A 13,646-nucleotide genomic window follows, 5' to 3' on the forward strand; every position below is an offset into this window, starting at 1 on the left:
CGCGGCCAACGGTCAAAACCGCCGCCTGCGCATCCCTTCTCACAACACGGTATCAACGATTTCCAAGATCCCGCGGCCCTCATCAAGGACCGCTGCCCCTCCCGCGCTGCGCCACCGGAGTTCGGTGCGGCGCGTCGGGGCGCTGTGTCTAGAAGATCCGAAGCGGTCTGTCAAGCCTTTGTTTTCACGTTGGCCTGACATTACTTCGTCTCGTCTTCGGCATCTCTGCCGATCCCTTGCCGCCGTCGCGCTTCTCAGCGGCCCCGGCGTCGTGGGAGCCGGGTTATAGGCGGCTCGGCCAAGCCCGGCAAGTGCTTTTTTCATCGACCCGCATTTTTTCTGAAACGCCAGCGTCACAATGAGCCATTGGTCACAGACAGGGCCATTCAGGATTTGAGGGAAATGTGCAATCTTGCCGTCCCGGTCACCCACCGGTCATCCGATCGATCGTCACAACAGGTGGACGGCACTGTGCGTTTCAGAAAATCGCTTCTGACGGCGGCCCTCTTGTCCGGCCTTCTCGCGGCGTGCGCCAGCGATCCGTCATCATCCTCCCGCGACACCAACATCGACGCCCATATCGCGGAGGCCTCGCGCCGCTTCGGGATGCCGGAGCAGTGGATTCGCGAGGTCATCCGCCAGGAGAGCGGCGGACGCACCATGATGAACGGGCGTCCCATCACCAGCCATGCCGGCGCCATGGGCCTGATGCAGGTGATGCCGGTGACCTATTCGGAGATGCGCCGCAAGCACGGGCTGGGCTCCGACCCCTACCACCCACGGGACAACATCCTGGCGGGCACCGCCTATCTCAGGGAGATGTATGACCTGTTCGGGTCGCCGGGCTTCCTTGGCGCCTACAATTGCGGACCGGGCTGCTACGCCGACTATCTGGCCGGCAACCGCCGCCTGCCCGGCGAGACGCGGCGCTACATCGCGTCGGTGTCGCCACGCCTGGAGGGTGGCGCCACCGGCGGCACGGTGGAGGTCGCCAGCCTGCCCGCCACGCAGCCCTCGCCCATTTCCGCCGCTCCGGCACCGGTGGTGCCGGTGACTCCGGTGCCGGCCCCGCCGGTCGCTCCCCTGCCCCCGCCGGTCATCGCGGCCACGCCACTGCCGGTGAAGGTCGCCGCCGCGGGCGGCTGGACCGTCCAGCTCGGCGCCTTCCGGTCGCCCGACGACAGCGCTCGCATCATCGACCGGGCGCGCCGCTCCATGCCGGGCACGCTGAGCCGCACGGAGCGGGTGGTGCAGACCGTGGATACGCAGAACGGGCCGCTCTACCGCGCCCGGCTGACCGGCCTGACGCAACAGGACGCGGCGCAGAGCTGCGCCGGCCTGACGGGCATGGGCATGGCCTGCTTCGTGGTGCCCCCGGGCGCGTAAGCGCCCGGTATTCCAATGACAAGCGCGTGAGCGCCCGGCATCACCAAACTGGACGCGGGATCAGATGTCGAGCGGCAGGGAGTCGAGGTCCAGGCCCAGGCGGCGGACGATCTCAGCCGCCGTGTTCAGGTTGGTCTCGAACTTCCAGGTCTGGCCGTTGGGGCGGTATTCGTTGACGTTGGGGCGCCCGTTCGCGAAGCGGTAGGGCTGCACGCTGTACCAGCGGGCGTCGCTCATGCCCATCCCCTGCTCCGCGGCGTAGGATTCGGCAACCTGCGGCCACATGATACCGCCGGGCTGGGTGGGCTGATCGCTGTCCAGGAAAGCGACGATGCGAACGCCATTCAGTTCGAAGTCCACGCGCTGTTTCACACCACCGCCGGTGGAATTGTCGGGGACGGACGCGGCCGAATTTTGCGGCACTGTTACCTTTTCCATGACCTATAGCTCCGATTTGTCTAACAGCGTATAGGCAGTGGCGCACGGGAACCAGAGGCAAAATGCTCCCACGAGCCCGTCCGCTTGCAAAAGCGGCGACCGGGTCCCGCGCAAGGTGCCGAGGCGGCGATGCACATGGCTTTCGTCATAACCTGCGATCGAAGAATTACCGCGGGCGGGCCATCGTTGGGGATTCCCACGGACCGTGCGATGCGCTAGATTCGGTTTTGGTTTTGTTCGCAGCCACCATCCCTGGTCAGAATGGCCCGCCTCATCGACCGTCCCGCCGAACATCAGGACCGTTCCATCGCCCCCAGCCCTGCCGCTCCGCGGTGCGAGCATTGCGGGCGTCCGCACGGCCATACGTTGCGCTGCCTGCCGGACGGCCGCTGGCTGTCGCCCGACGGGATCTGGTTCAGCGACGAAGGCGACCCGGCCCCCTGGCCGGACGTGGTCGAGTATGCCGGGGTCCGGTCCTCGCGCAGCATCGTCGGACAATACCGACGCGCCGCGGCGATCGAACGGTCGGCCGAGAAGGCGATGGAACGGCGGTGGCTGTGCCGGCGTTGTCATATGGTCACCGCGCGCGACGAGCATCGGCGCGTCACCCGGACCCGGTCCCTGATGCGCCTCGCGCTCGGCGACCTGTTCGAGGGAACCTACACCATCTGAAGGGCTGCTCGGCCCTTCCGGGGAAAGAAAGCCAGACATTCCATGCAGAACGGACATTCGACACGCCGCGGGGCCGAGCCGCGGCGTACGGTGGGGGACTCCGCTTCGCGCCCCGCGAGGCCGGTCGATCCGGTCGTGATGGCTCTGAACCTGCTGAACGGTCCCCGCACCCGGGCGGCGCTTCTGAAGGCCGTGGAGGAACGGGTGAAAACGGATGCGGAGGAGCGCCGCCGCTTCGCCGCCGCCGCCGGACGGGTGCAGGGCGCCACGGGCGAGCAGGCGCTGACCCAGGCGGTCGGCAATTACCTGCGCGACCTGTCCCGCCTTCCCGAAGCCGGGCGCAGCGGGCCTTATCTGTGGCTGGCCGAGACGGTCGCCATCCTGGCCGGCGGCGGGCGTCCGGGACAGCCGGCTACCCTCTTCCGCGACCCGCGGGCCGAGGCGGAGGCGCTGTTCCGCCCACGTGGAGTGGCCTCAGCGTAAGCGGGGCGCTTGAAAACGGGAGAGGCCCGGCACCGGAGATCGTCCGGCGCCGAGCCTGTCCTTCAAAGAACGAAACGTACGATCAGGCGATCGTGCCGTCGAACAGGGCCGGCTCGATGGCGTTCATCTTCGCCGTGTTCACCGCCCAGTCGTCGGTCATGATGCCGCCGGTGTCTCCCGAGCCGGGGCTCCAGGCCCAGTAGGTGAAGCTGACGCCCTGGTCGCCCGCCGCCAGATCGGACTTGCCGTCGCCGTTGTAGTCGCCGTCCATGTACTTGACCATGGCGTCGAGCCACTGCTTGTCCTGGCCGGTCTCCAGCTTGGTCCCGAACTCGCCGACCAGGACCGGCGCGATGTCTTTCTGGACGATCCAGCCCCAGGCGTCCGTCCAGATGTCCTTCATGTTGTTCGGATAGCTGGGGTCGTTGAACCAGCCGAAGCCGGCCATCGACGGCGGGTAGTCGTGGACGGAATAGACCAGCTTGTTGTCGATGTTGAAGTCGACCGGGTTGGTCTTCACGCCGTCCAGGTTGCCGCCCCACCAGTAGGTGCCCTCGGACGAGTTCTCGACGCCCTCGACGATCAGCAGCCAGTTCGGGTTGACCGACTGGACGGCGTTGCCGATGCGCTCCGCCGCGGCCTTCCAGTCGGTGGCCTGGTTGCCGTCGCCCCAGGTGGCTTGGCCGTGCGGTTCGTTGTGCAGGTCGGCGGCGACGACCGACGGGTTGTCGGCGTAGCGCTGGGCCAGCATCTTCCAATTCTCAGTCATCTTCGATTCCGGGTACTGGCTGGTGTACCAGAGCCCGTTCTCGTTGGCCGAAGCGCCGTCGCCGGAGCGGTGGTGGTCGAGGATGATCTTCATGCCGGTCTGATCGGCGTAGTCGATGATCTTGTCGAACACCTCGAGGCTGGTCTTGCCCTGAAGCTCCGGGTTCTTCGAATAGTCGATGCCGGTCGGCATGCGGCCGTTGTCCAGCATGGCGTCCGACCAGGGCAGGCGGATGGTGTTGAAGCCCTGATCCTGCATCTGGTTCATGATGTTCTTGTAGCTGTCCTGCCACAAGCCCTGCGGGGCGAAGGCATAGCCCTCCGCGCCGAACCAGTTGACGCCGGTCAGCTTCACGTTGTTGCCGGCGCTGTCGACGATCTGGCTGCCCTCGGTGTGCAGGTAGCCGCCGCTGGACCCGGTGCCGCTGTCGGTGGAGGGGGTGGTCACCGGGGCGGTCGGCGTGGTCGGCGCCGTGCTCGGAGTCGTGGAGGGTGCGGAGGCGGAGCCGGAGGTGAACAGGCCCTTGTCGGCCTCCACCACCAGCGCGCCGTTCCACCACAGGTCGGCCTGCCCCTTGATGACGTCCTTGCCGTCGAGCGCACCCCTGTCGTAGCTGACCGCGGAGTCGGTCGGGGCGTATTCGTGGCCGTTGATGGTCACGCTGCCGACATGCAGGTTGCGGTCCTGGCCGTTCACCGTGGCATCGTTGTCGTACTGGACCTGGACCTTGTGCGCCTGATCGGCGGCCAGATCGGTCTTGAAGGAAAAGTTCTTCGACTCCGTGCCGGCCGTGCCCTCGCCGATCGTCTTGCCGTCCGCCAGCACCGTGAAGTGCGCGTTCTGGCCCGCCGCGGCGGTGCCGCGGGCGTTGATGGTGATGGTCGAGGAGCCGGTGCCGCCCGTGGCGACGCTGTCAGCCTCCGGCGCGGCGGGGGTGCTGCCGGAAGTGGCCGTATCGGGCGTGGCACCGTAGAGCGACGCCGGGGTGGAGAAGTTCAGCGACCCGTTCCACCACAGGCCTTCCTGGCCGGCCATGGTCCCGCCGGCATCGTCGTGCCGCTCGTAGCTCGCGTCGGTCGGGCTCAGCGTGTGGCCGTTGATGACGATGGACTTGATGCCGAGGTCGCGGTTCGACCCGGCGTTCACGTCGTCGTTGTCATAAACAACCTGGACTTTGTGTGCCTGACCAGAGGAAACGTCAACGTCGAATGTATAGGCTTTCGGCTCGGCCGAGCCCACCGACGCCTGACCAACATCCTTGCCGTCGATCATCAGACGAAAGTGAGGATTCACAGCGTCCGAAGAGGTGCCATAGGCGTTCACGACGATTTTGGACTTGGTCAAACCAGTGGAGGTCGTCGCCATTTGTCTATTCCATTGCGGTTTCGATGGCTAGACCGTGGCTCCAGATAGTTAACGAGATACTAACAATTCCTTTAAAATGAATTAACCATTTGTGGCAAATAGGAGCGGCCGGCCGCAGGCTTTGCCTGATGCGGCGACGCAACAGCAGGCCCGCTCTGGGTTTGCCGGGGACGCGCCGGGAGCACCGCCGCCGCCCTCGCGCAGGACCGTTCGGCGCCCGTGCCCCAGTCTGGTCACAGGCGGAAGGCCAACCCGTTCACATCCGGGATGCCCCGATCGTCCCGATGTGGACAGCGTGGTGCGAGCCGGCACGGAGTCCGCTCTTCCGAAGTGTCAACCCGTGGGCGAAGCCGCGCGTGCTACACTGTGCGTCACGACGGATGGTGGATGATGACGGGCATGAGGATGGTGGCGGCGCTTTGGACGGCGGCTTTGGCGACGGCCTCGGCAACCGCGCTTGCCGGCGCGCCGGTTCAGGCGTCCCCGGCCCCCGCCGTGGGGCAGAGCGTGTCGCTGGTGACCACCAACGGGTCGGCGACTTTCAAATTGTGCCGCAACTGGGTGTTCACCCACACCTGCCGCGAGTACGGCAACGTGCCGGTGCCGACGCGCATCGCGGCGGGAGATTCGTTTGAAATCACCTTCGGCAGCAACCCGAAGACGATGTGGTTCCGGGTCAAGGCCGTCCTGCTTCAGGACGGGCGCTGCCTGCTGATCCCCAAGCACGAGGACATGCCCGCCAAGGGCGAGGACGAACCGGTGGACATGCTGATCGTGGACCCCTGCCGAGTCCTGCGATGAAGGCCCTGCGGTAAAGGCGCGCCCGGTTGCGGGCCGCCTTCCGCAGGACGGCAGACTCAGCGCAGCGGGATGTTCATCTGCACGCTGAGGCCCGGGGCGGGCGCGTAATAGACCGGCGGCGGCGGTGCGTAGACCACGCGCGGGGCCGGGGCGTAATAGACGGGCGGCGGACGGCGCATCACCACGACCGGCGGGGGCGGCTCGTAAATCACCACGGGGCCGTGGCCGCGGTGGTGATGCTTGTGCTTGTGCTTGCGCCAATGCTTGTGGTCGTCGGCCATGGCCGGAGCGGCCAGCGCCACGGTCAGCACCAAGCTTCCCAGCGCCACGCTCCAGGCGCGCTTGCCAGGCTCGCGCTTGCCGAAACCACCTTCGCCTGAATGGCCCGCGCCTGAGTGGACGGACATTCCCTGCATCCTTTTTCTGCGATCGGTTGGCCCGATCCTAACAGCAGATCGTGCGCCAAAGCTCTGGCTCCAATCATCCGCACTGGGACAAATTTCGGGCACCCCTTATTCCCCGAAGGTGGTGCCCCCCGGCGGAAAGCGCGGGTCGAAAACCGAACGAACGTCAGAGGTTGCGGCCATTCGATTTGGTGTTCGCAGGCGCCAAAACTGTGTCACACTGTCGCATGGTGAATGGCATCGGGAGCGTCCGTATGGAAAGCCGCCGCAACCAGCCGCAACGTCACATCGTGCTCGCCTCGCACCCGACCGGCGGCGCCAAGCCGCGCTACACCCCGGTCCACTGGGGCGCCCCCACCGCCGCGGAGCGCGGGCCGGTCGTCGCCTCGCTCTCCGACCCAGCGCAGCGCAATTCCATTGGCGCCCACGCCGGCAGCTACGCGGTCTACCGGGCGCTCGCCATCGCGGCGGGGCAGCTCAGCGCCTATCACGTGCCGGACCTGACCAACACCGCCCCGGCGGAACCGATCGGCCCGCACCCGCAATGGGGCGCCCCGGAGAAGATCGTCTCCATCGACCCCTTCGGCCACATGGTCAGCGAGGCCTTCGGCGATCATCTGGCGCGCGGCGTCGACGTGCGCCCGACCATCGCGGTGACCAAGGCGCGCATCAAGATGCCGGAGCTGGTGGACGCCATGCGCGCCGGGCGGCTGGCGGCGGACGGCCAGATCCTGCTGCCGAGCGGCGACGCCCGCGTGACCAAGGTCGCCATCGAGCCGGTGTGGTTCCTGCCTGGCATCGCCAAGCGCTTCGGCATCACCGAGAGCGCGCTGCGCCGCGGCCTGTTCGAGCACACCGGCAGCATGTTCCCGGAGCTGGTGACCCGCCCCGACCTGAAGGTCTTCCTGCCGCCGATCAACGGGCTGACCGTCTACATCCTGGGCGATGTGGCGGCGTTGACCGACCCGGCGCGCAAGATCGCCTGCCGGGTCCATGACGAGTGCAACGGGTCGGACGTCTTCGGCTCCGACATCTGCACCTGCCGCCCCTACCTGACCCACGGCGTCGAGGAGTGCATCCGCACCGCCCAGGAGAACGGCGCCGGCTTGGTCATCTACAACCGCAAAGAGGGGCGCGCGCTCGGCGAGGTGACCAAGTTCCTGGTCTACAACGCGCGCAAGCGGCAGCCCGGCGGCGACCGCGCGGAGGCCTATTTCGAGCGGACGGAATGCGTGGCCGGCGTCCAGGACATGCGCTTCCAGGAGCTGATGCCCGACGTCTTCCACTGGCTGGGCGTCACCCGCATCGACCGCATGGTGTCGATGAGCAACATGAAGTCCGACGCCATCCGCCGCGCCGGGATCGAGATCGTCGAGCAGATCCCGATCCCGGACGAGCTGATCCCCGACGACGCCAAGGTGGAGATGGACGCCAAGAAGGCCGCCGGCTACTTCACCCCCGCCGTGCCGACCGCGGAGGAACTGACCGTCGCCAAGGGCCGGGGGCTGACCGATTGAGCGCCGTCAGCGACGATGATGTGGGGTGGCTGCTCTCCGCCGACGCGGTGCGCCAGCGTGCCCACGCGATCCTGGCGAAGGCCGAGCGCGGCGATCTCGTCCATTTCGCGTTTCGCCCGGACCGGCTGGCCGAGGCCGCCGCCCTGGTCGCCGCGGTGACGCGGGAGTCCTACCCGGACCTGGATGTTCCCTACCACAGCCGCTGGCGGCACTTCGTGGTGGAGGGCGAGGACCGCTGGGCGGCGCTTGCCGCCGGGCTGAGGGCGGACGCCGACGAGATCGCGCGCATCCGCTTCGACCTCGCGGTGACCAGCGTGCTGCTCGACGCCGGGGCCGGCGACCGCTGGCGCTACCGCGACGCGGCGGGGGTGGAACTGGCCCGCTCCGAAGGGCTGGCCATCGCCAGCTTCGACCTGTTCCGCTCCGGCGGCCTCGCCGACGATCCGGTCCACGCCCCGCTGCGCGCCGACGCGGCGGCCCTGGCCGCCATGAGCGGGGAAACACTCGCTCGCGGCTTCCAGGCCGGGCCGGACAACCCGCTGGTCGGGCTGGAGGGGCGCGCGGCGCTGCTGCGCCGGCTGGGGAGCGCGCTGACCGCCGCGCCCGACCTGTTCGGCACGCCGGGGCGGGTCGGCACCCTCTACGACGCGCTGAAGGTGCAGGCCGTGGACGGGATGCTTCCCGCCTCCGCCATCCTCGACGCGGTGCTGCGCGGGCTGGGGCCGATCTGGCCGGGCCGGATCGAGCGCGGCGGCGTCAATCTCGGCGACAGCTGGACCCATTCGGCGGTCGGCGTCGTCCCCTTCCACAAGCTGTCGCAATGGCTCAGCTACTCGCTGGTCGAGCCGCTGGAAGGCGCCGGCATCGCCGTTACCGGGCTGGACCGGCTGACCGGCCTGCCGGAATACCGCAACGGCGGGCTGCTGGTGGACAGCGGCGTTCTGGTGCCCAAGGACCCGCGCCTCCTCACCGACGAGTTGGAGGTGGGGGACGAGGCGGTGGTGGAGTGGCGCGCCCTGACCGTGGCCCTGCTCGACCGCCTCGCCGACGACGTGCGCGCCCGGCTGGGCGTGCCCGCGGAGAGCTTCCCGCTCGCCAAGGTCCTCCAGGGCGGGACCTGGACCGCCGGACGCCGGATCGCCCGCGAGCGCCGCCCCGGCGGAGGCCCGCCGATCCGCATCCGCAGCGACGGAACCGTCTTCTGATGTGACGCCAACCACCCAAAGGGTCGCCCATGCCCAACCCGACGCTGCCCATCCCGACGTTGACGGTCATCGACCACCCTCTGGTCCAGCACAAGCTGACCCTTTTGCGGCGGCGGGAGACCCCCACCGCCCGGTTCCACGAGGTGATGCGGGAGGTGTCGCAGCTGATGGGCTATGAGCTGACGCGCGACCTTCCCCTGGAGGACCGCCCGGTGGAAACGCCGCTCGCCAGCTTCGACGCGCCGCTGCTGACTGGCAAGAAGCTGTGCCTCGTCTCCATCCTGCGGGCCGGGCAAGGGTTGCTCGACGGCATGCGCACGCTGCTGCCGTCGGCCCGCATCGGGCACATCGGCCTCTACCGCGACCAGGAGACGCTGACCCCCGTCGAGTATTTCTTCAAGGTGCCGGAGGACATCGAGGAACGGATGGTCATCCTCGTCGACCCCATGCTCGCCACCGGCCACACGGCGGTCGCGGCGGTGCACCGGCTGAAGGACGCGGGTGCCGCCTCGATCAAGCTGGCGGTGCTGGTGGCCGCCCCGGAGGGCCTGCGCACCTTCCACGACGCGCACCCCGACGTGCCGGTCTTCACCGCCGCGGTGGACGAGCGGCTGGACGAGAACGGCTACATCCTGCCCGGCCTGGGCGACGCGGGCGACCGGCTTTACGGCACCCGCTGAGAATCGTTGCCGCCCTTTTGGTCACATGCCACCCTGCCGACCCGTGAGAGCCGCAGCAGGGCTGACGCGCACGGAATGGCATTGCCGTTGCAACGCCTCTGCTGCATTTCTGAGCTGAAACAGCAAAGCAGACGGAGGGGGTTTTCATGGGGAACGTATTCGGCGTGGCGCGGCGCGCCGTCCTGTGCGGTGCTGCGGCGGTCGCCGTCGCGGCGATGGCTCTGCCCGCCTGGGCCCAGTCGAAGGTCAAGGTCGCCGGCATCTACACCGTGCCGATCGAGCAGCAGTGGGTCAGCCGCATCCACACCGCCCTGAAGGCCGCCGAGGCCCGCGGCGAGATCGAGTATGTCTGGGCCGAGTCGGTCGCCAACACCGACTATGAGCGCGTGATGCGCCAGTACGCCGAGGGCGGCCAGCAGCTCGTCTTCGGCGAGGTCTTCGGCGTCGAGCGCGCGGCCCGCGCCGTCGCCAAGGACTATCCCAAGACCGCCTTCGTCATGGGCTCCAGCTTCAAGCCGCAGGAGCCGAACTTCTCGGTCTTCGACAACTACATCCAGGAGCCGGCCTATCTGACCGGCATGATCGCGGGTGCGGTGTCCAAGTCGAACGTCATCGGCATGGTCGGCGGCTACCCGATCCCGGAGGTGAACCGTCTGATGAACGCCTTCATGGAGGGCGCCAAGGAGGTGAACCCGAACGTGAAGTTCATGGTCAGCTTCATCGGCTCCTGGTTCGACCCGCCGAAGGCCAAGGAAGCCGCCTTCGCGATGATCGACCGCGGCGCCGACGTGATGTACGCCGAGCGCTTCGGCGTGTCCGACGCCGCCAAGGAGCGCAAGGTCCTGGCCATCGGCAACGTCATCAACACCCAGCCGCAGTATCCGGAAACCGTGGTCGCCAGCGCGCTCTGGCACATGGAGCCGTCGGTCGACCGCGCCATCGCCGCCGTGAAGGCGGGCAATTACAAGGCCGAGGATTACGGCCCCTACAGCCAGATGGTCCACAAGGGCTCCAGCCTCGCCCCGCTCGGCACCTTCGAGGGCAAGGTTCCCGCCGACGTGATGGCCAAGGTGAAGGCCCGCGAGCAGGAGATCCTCGACGGCAAGTTCACCGTGAAGGTGAACGACAACGAGCCCAAGTCGACGATGTGATCCACATTTCCTTCTCCCTTCTGTGAGGGAGGCCATCGAACCCTCTCCCCTCTGGGGAGAGGGTGGCCCGAAGGGCCGGTGAGGGGGTTGCGTTTGTGCCGGATGTACCGCCACGCACAACCCCCTCACCCTAACCCTCTCCCCAGAGGGGAGAGGGAATTTCTTGTTGCCTCCCCGGCACCCCGCGGACATCCATGACATCACCCCCCATCGTCCTCCGCCTCTCCGGCATCACGAAGCGGTTCGGGCCGCTCGTCGCCAACGATTCCATTTCGCTGACGCTGCACAAGGGCGAGGTGCTGGCCCTGCTGGGCGAGAACGGCGCCGGCAAGACGACCCTGATGAACATCCTGTTCGGCCATTACGTGGCCGATGAGGGCAGCATCGAGGCGTTCGGTCAGCCGCTTCCCCCCGGCTCCCCCCGCGCGGCGCTGGCCGCCGGAATCGGCATGGTCCACCAGCACTTCACGCTCGCCGACAACCTGTCGGTGCTCGACAACATCGCCGTGGGCACGGAATCGCTGTGGCGCCCGCGCTCCGACCGCACCGCCGCCAAGGCTAAGCTGCTCGACCTCGCCCGCCGCTTCGGGCTGGAGGTGCGGCCCGACGCGCTGGTCGGCGACCTGTCGGTGGGCGAGCGGCAGCGGGCCGAGATCCTCAAGGCGCTCTACCGCGACGCCCGCGTCCTGATCCTGGACGAGCCGACCGCGGTGCTGACTCCGCAGGAATCCGCCAGCCTGTTCGACACCCTGCGCCGCCTGACCGCCGACGGTCTGGCCGTGGTCTTCATCAGCCACAAGATGAACGAGGTCTTCGCGGCCAGCGACACCGTCGCCGTCCTGCGCGGCGGGCGCCTCGTCGCCACCCGCAAGACCGCCGAGACCGACCGCGAGGAGCTGGCCGAGCTGATGGTCGGCCGCACCCTGAAGCCGCCCACCCCGACCCCGCTGGAGCCGGGCGAGCTGGTGCTGACGCTGTCCGGCGTCACCGTCGCCTCCGGCCACGGGCGCCCGCTGCTCGACGGCGTGGACCTGACGGTGCGCCGCCGCCAGATCGTCGGCATCGCCGGCGTGTCGGGCAACGGGCAGACCGCGCTGGCCGAGCTGGTCAGCGGCCTGACCCACCCCGACTCCGGCACCATGACGCTGAAGGGCGAAGCCGCCGGCAACGCCAGCCCGGCGGAGATGGTCCGGCGCGGCGTCGCCCGCATCCCGGAGGACCGGCACGCCGCCGGCCTCGTCGGGGCCATGGCGGTGTGGGAGAACCTGATCGCCGAACGCTACCACGACCCGGCCTTCCAGCGCTTCGGCCTGATCCGCCGGGGGGCCGCCCGCGCCTACGCCGAGGAGGTCATCGAGGCGTTCGACGTGCGCTGTCCGGGTCCGGACGCCCGCACGCAGCTGCTGTCCGGCGGCAACATGCAGAAGCTGATCCTCGGCCGCACGCTGGCCCACGGTCCGGACCTGATCCTGGCGAGCCAGCCCACCCGCGGCCTGGACGTGGGCGCGGTGTCCTACGTCCATGGGCGGCTGCTGGAGGCCCGCGCCGCCGGGGCCGGGGTGCTGGTGATCTCCGAGGATCTGGACGAGATCCTGGCGCTGGCCGACGGCATCACCGTCGCCTATCACGGGCGCCTCACCCCCGTTCTGCCCCACGGCCGCGTGTCGGTCCGCCAGCTCGGCCTGCTGATGGCCGGGCATTGGGAGATTTTGCCGGAGATCGTCGATGCGGCTTGAACCGCGAGAGCATACCCCGCTGGCCGCCCGCCTGCTGGCGCCCGTGGCGGCGGTGGCGGCGGCGCTGGCGCTCTGTGCGCTGCTGGTCGCCTGGACCGGCGCGCCGGTGCTGCGCGCCTACGGCCTGCTGCTGGAGGGGGCCGCCGGCTCCCGCTTCGCCCTGACCGAGACGCTGACCCGCGCCACCCCGTTGATCCTCACCGGCCTCGCCGCCGCGGTCGCCTTCCGCGCCAAGCTGTGGAACATCGGGGCGGAGGGGCAGCTCTACATGGGCGCGCTCGCCGCCGTCGTGCTGGGCGGCGGCCTGCTCGACCTGCCGACCTGGCTGCTGCTGCCGACCGTGATGATCGCCGGGGCCGCCGCCGGTGGTGTCACGCTGCTCGGCCCCGCCGTGCTGAAGGTGCGCTTCGGCGTGGACGAGGTGGTCACCACGCTGCTGCTGAACTTCATCGTCCTGCTGCTCGTCTCCATGCTGCTGGAGGGCGCGCTGAAGGACCCCATGGGCATGGGCTGGCCGCAGTCCGCCCCCGTCGTCGAGGCGGCCGAGCTGCCCAAGCTGGTCGAGCGCACGCGGCTGCACACCGGCCTGCTGGTCGCGCTCGGCCTGTCGGTCCTGCTCTGGCTGATCGACACCCGGACCATCTGGGGCTACGAGAACCGGGCGGTCGGTGCCAACCCGCGCGCCGCGGCCTTCGCCGGCATGCCGGTGACCCGCGTCATGCTGCGCACCGCCCTGCTGTCCGGCGGGCTGGCAGGACTGGCCGGCGTGATCGAGGTTTGCGGGCTGAAGGGCTACCTGACACTCGACCTGTCGCCGGGCTTCGGCTACAGCGGAATCGTCGTCGCCATGCTGGCGCAGCTTCACCCGGTGGGCGTGGTCGGGGCGGCGGTGTTCATCGCCGGCATCTTCGTCGGCGCCGACGCCATGAGCCGCGCCATGCCGGTTCCCAACTACATCGCCGACGTGCTCGTTGCCACCAGCCTGCTCTGCATGCTGGTCGCCGGGCTGCTGACGCGCTACCGGCTGCGGCGGGGGTGA

At 68.7% G+C, this 13,646-nt stretch carries 13 protein-coding genes; 10 read left to right on the forward strand and 3 right to left on the reverse strand.

All coding sequences use genetic code 11. From position 1 onward, the window contains the following. Nucleotides 1-507: 507 nt before the first annotated feature. Entirely contained in the window at nucleotides 508-1,386 is an 879-nt protein-coding gene (locus Q4I23_RS11675) for a transglycosylase SLT domain-containing protein (RefSeq protein ID WP_454020678.1), read from the forward strand. 60 nt (nucleotides 1,387-1,446) lie between these two features. On the opposite strand, the gene Q4I23_RS11680 is transcribed toward Q4I23_RS11675, so the two are convergent. Next, nucleotides 1,447-1,746, reverse strand: coding sequence for a hypothetical protein (locus Q4I23_RS11680; protein ID WP_498526356.1), 300 nt, complete (start codon nucleotides 1,744-1,746; stop codon nucleotides 1,447-1,449). A 339-nt stretch (nucleotides 1,747-2,085) separates the two neighbouring features. On the opposite strand from Q4I23_RS11680, the gene Q4I23_RS11685 reads away from it, so the two are divergent. Then, a complete protein-coding gene (locus Q4I23_RS11685; RefSeq protein WP_498526357.1) occupies nucleotides 2,086-2,496 on the forward strand; it encodes a hypothetical protein in 411 nt (136 codons plus the stop codon). 138 nt (nucleotides 2,497-2,634) lie between these two features. After that, complete coding sequence (locus Q4I23_RS11690; RefSeq protein ID WP_454020680.1) at nucleotides 2,635-2,979, forward strand: hypothetical protein; 345 nt, start codon at nucleotides 2,635-2,637, stop codon at nucleotides 2,977-2,979. 82 nt (nucleotides 2,980-3,061) lie between these two features. Here the strand turns inward: Q4I23_RS11690 and Q4I23_RS11695 are convergent, their stop codons facing one another. Further along, the gene (locus Q4I23_RS11695; protein WP_498526358.1) at nucleotides 3,062-5,113 is read right to left on the reverse strand and encodes a cellulase family glycosylhydrolase; all 2,052 of its coding nucleotides are present in this window, start codon (nucleotides 5,111-5,113) and stop codon (nucleotides 3,062-3,064) included. A 390-nt stretch (nucleotides 5,114-5,503) separates the two neighbouring features. On the opposite strand from Q4I23_RS11695, the gene Q4I23_RS11700 reads away from it, so the two are divergent. Then, the gene (locus Q4I23_RS11700; protein ID WP_498526359.1) at nucleotides 5,504-5,914 is read left to right on the forward strand and encodes a hypothetical protein; all 411 of its coding nucleotides are present in this window, start codon (nucleotides 5,504-5,506) and stop codon (nucleotides 5,912-5,914) included. A 56-nt stretch (nucleotides 5,915-5,970) separates the two neighbouring features. Here Q4I23_RS11700 and Q4I23_RS11705 read toward each other — a convergent pair whose 3' ends face one another. After that, on the reverse strand, nucleotides 5,971-6,321 hold the full coding sequence (locus Q4I23_RS11705) for a hypothetical protein (protein ID WP_454020683.1): 351 nt from the start codon (nucleotides 6,319-6,321) through the stop codon (nucleotides 5,971-5,973). A gap of 251 nt (nucleotides 6,322-6,572) precedes the next feature. Here Q4I23_RS11705 and Q4I23_RS11710 point away from each other — a divergent pair, with 251 nt between their 5' ends. The 6 genes from Q4I23_RS11710 (at nucleotide 6,573) to Q4I23_RS11735 (ending at nucleotide 13,646) form a co-directional block, all read left to right on the forward strand. Then, nucleotides 6,573-7,835 carry a GTP cyclohydrolase II gene (locus tag Q4I23_RS11710; protein ID WP_498526360.1) on the forward strand — a complete coding sequence of 421 codons (1,263 nt, stop codon included), beginning with the start codon at nucleotides 6,573-6,575 and terminating at the stop codon, nucleotides 7,833-7,835. Continuing rightward, nucleotides 7,832-9,040 (forward strand): DUF1688 family protein, encoded by a 1,209-nt coding sequence (locus Q4I23_RS11715; RefSeq protein WP_498526361.1) that lies wholly within the window; start codon nucleotides 7,832-7,834, stop codon nucleotides 9,038-9,040. The genes Q4I23_RS11710 and Q4I23_RS11715 overlap by 4 nt, the downstream gene beginning before the upstream one ends. Nucleotides 9,041-9,069: 29 nt before the next feature. After that, complete coding sequence (gene upp / locus Q4I23_RS11720; RefSeq protein ID WP_498526362.1) at nucleotides 9,070-9,720, forward strand: uracil phosphoribosyltransferase; 651 nt, start codon at nucleotides 9,070-9,072, stop codon at nucleotides 9,718-9,720. Nucleotides 9,721-9,866: 146 nt separating this feature from the next. Next, a complete protein-coding gene (locus Q4I23_RS11725) occupies nucleotides 9,867-10,871 on the forward strand; it encodes a BMP family protein (protein ID WP_454020687.1) in 1,005 nt (334 codons plus the stop codon). Between the two features lie 194 nt (nucleotides 10,872-11,065). Further along, a complete protein-coding gene (locus Q4I23_RS11730; protein ID WP_498526363.1) occupies nucleotides 11,066-12,607 on the forward strand; it encodes an ABC transporter ATP-binding protein in 1,542 nt (513 codons plus the stop codon). Continuing rightward, complete coding sequence (locus Q4I23_RS11735; RefSeq protein WP_498526364.1) at nucleotides 12,597-13,646, forward strand: ABC transporter permease; 1,050 nt, start codon at nucleotides 12,597-12,599, stop codon at nucleotides 13,644-13,646. The genes Q4I23_RS11730 and Q4I23_RS11735 overlap by 11 nt, the downstream gene beginning before the upstream one ends.

This window comes from Azospirillum sp. UFLA03-27 (genome assembly GCF_059803775.1).

Excerpts from the sequence above, each read along its gene's own strand:
- upp (WP_498526362.1), top strand. The coding sequence starts at position 9,070 with ATGCCCAACCCGACGCTGCCCATCCCGACGTTGACGGTCATCGACCAC.
- Q4I23_RS11705 (WP_454020683.1), bottom strand. The coding sequence starts at position 6,321 with ATGTCCGTCCACTCAGGCGCGGGCCATTCAGGCGAAGGTGGTTTCGGC.
- Q4I23_RS11710 (WP_498526360.1), top strand. The coding sequence starts at position 6,573 with ATGGAAAGCCGCCGCAACCAGCCGCAACGTCACATCGTGCTCGCCTCG.
- Q4I23_RS11735 (WP_498526364.1), top strand. The coding sequence starts at position 12,597 with ATGCGGCTTGAACCGCGAGAGCATACCCCGCTGGCCGCCCGCCTGCTG.
- Q4I23_RS11730 (WP_498526363.1), top strand. The coding sequence starts at position 11,066 with ATGACATCACCCCCCATCGTCCTCCGCCTCTCCGGCATCACGAAGCGG.
- Q4I23_RS11725 (WP_454020687.1), top strand. The coding sequence starts at position 9,867 with ATGGGGAACGTATTCGGCGTGGCGCGGCGCGCCGTCCTGTGCGGTGCT.
- Q4I23_RS11695 (WP_498526358.1), bottom strand. The coding sequence starts at position 5,113 with ATGGCGACGACCTCCACTGGTTTGACCAAGTCCAAAATCGTCGTGAAC.
- Q4I23_RS11700 (WP_498526359.1), top strand. The coding sequence starts at position 5,504 with ATGACGGGCATGAGGATGGTGGCGGCGCTTTGGACGGCGGCTTTGGCG.
- Q4I23_RS11690 (WP_454020680.1), top strand. The coding sequence starts at position 2,635 with ATGGCTCTGAACCTGCTGAACGGTCCCCGCACCCGGGCGGCGCTTCTG.
- Q4I23_RS11685 (WP_498526357.1), top strand. The coding sequence starts at position 2,086 with ATGGCCCGCCTCATCGACCGTCCCGCCGAACATCAGGACCGTTCCATC.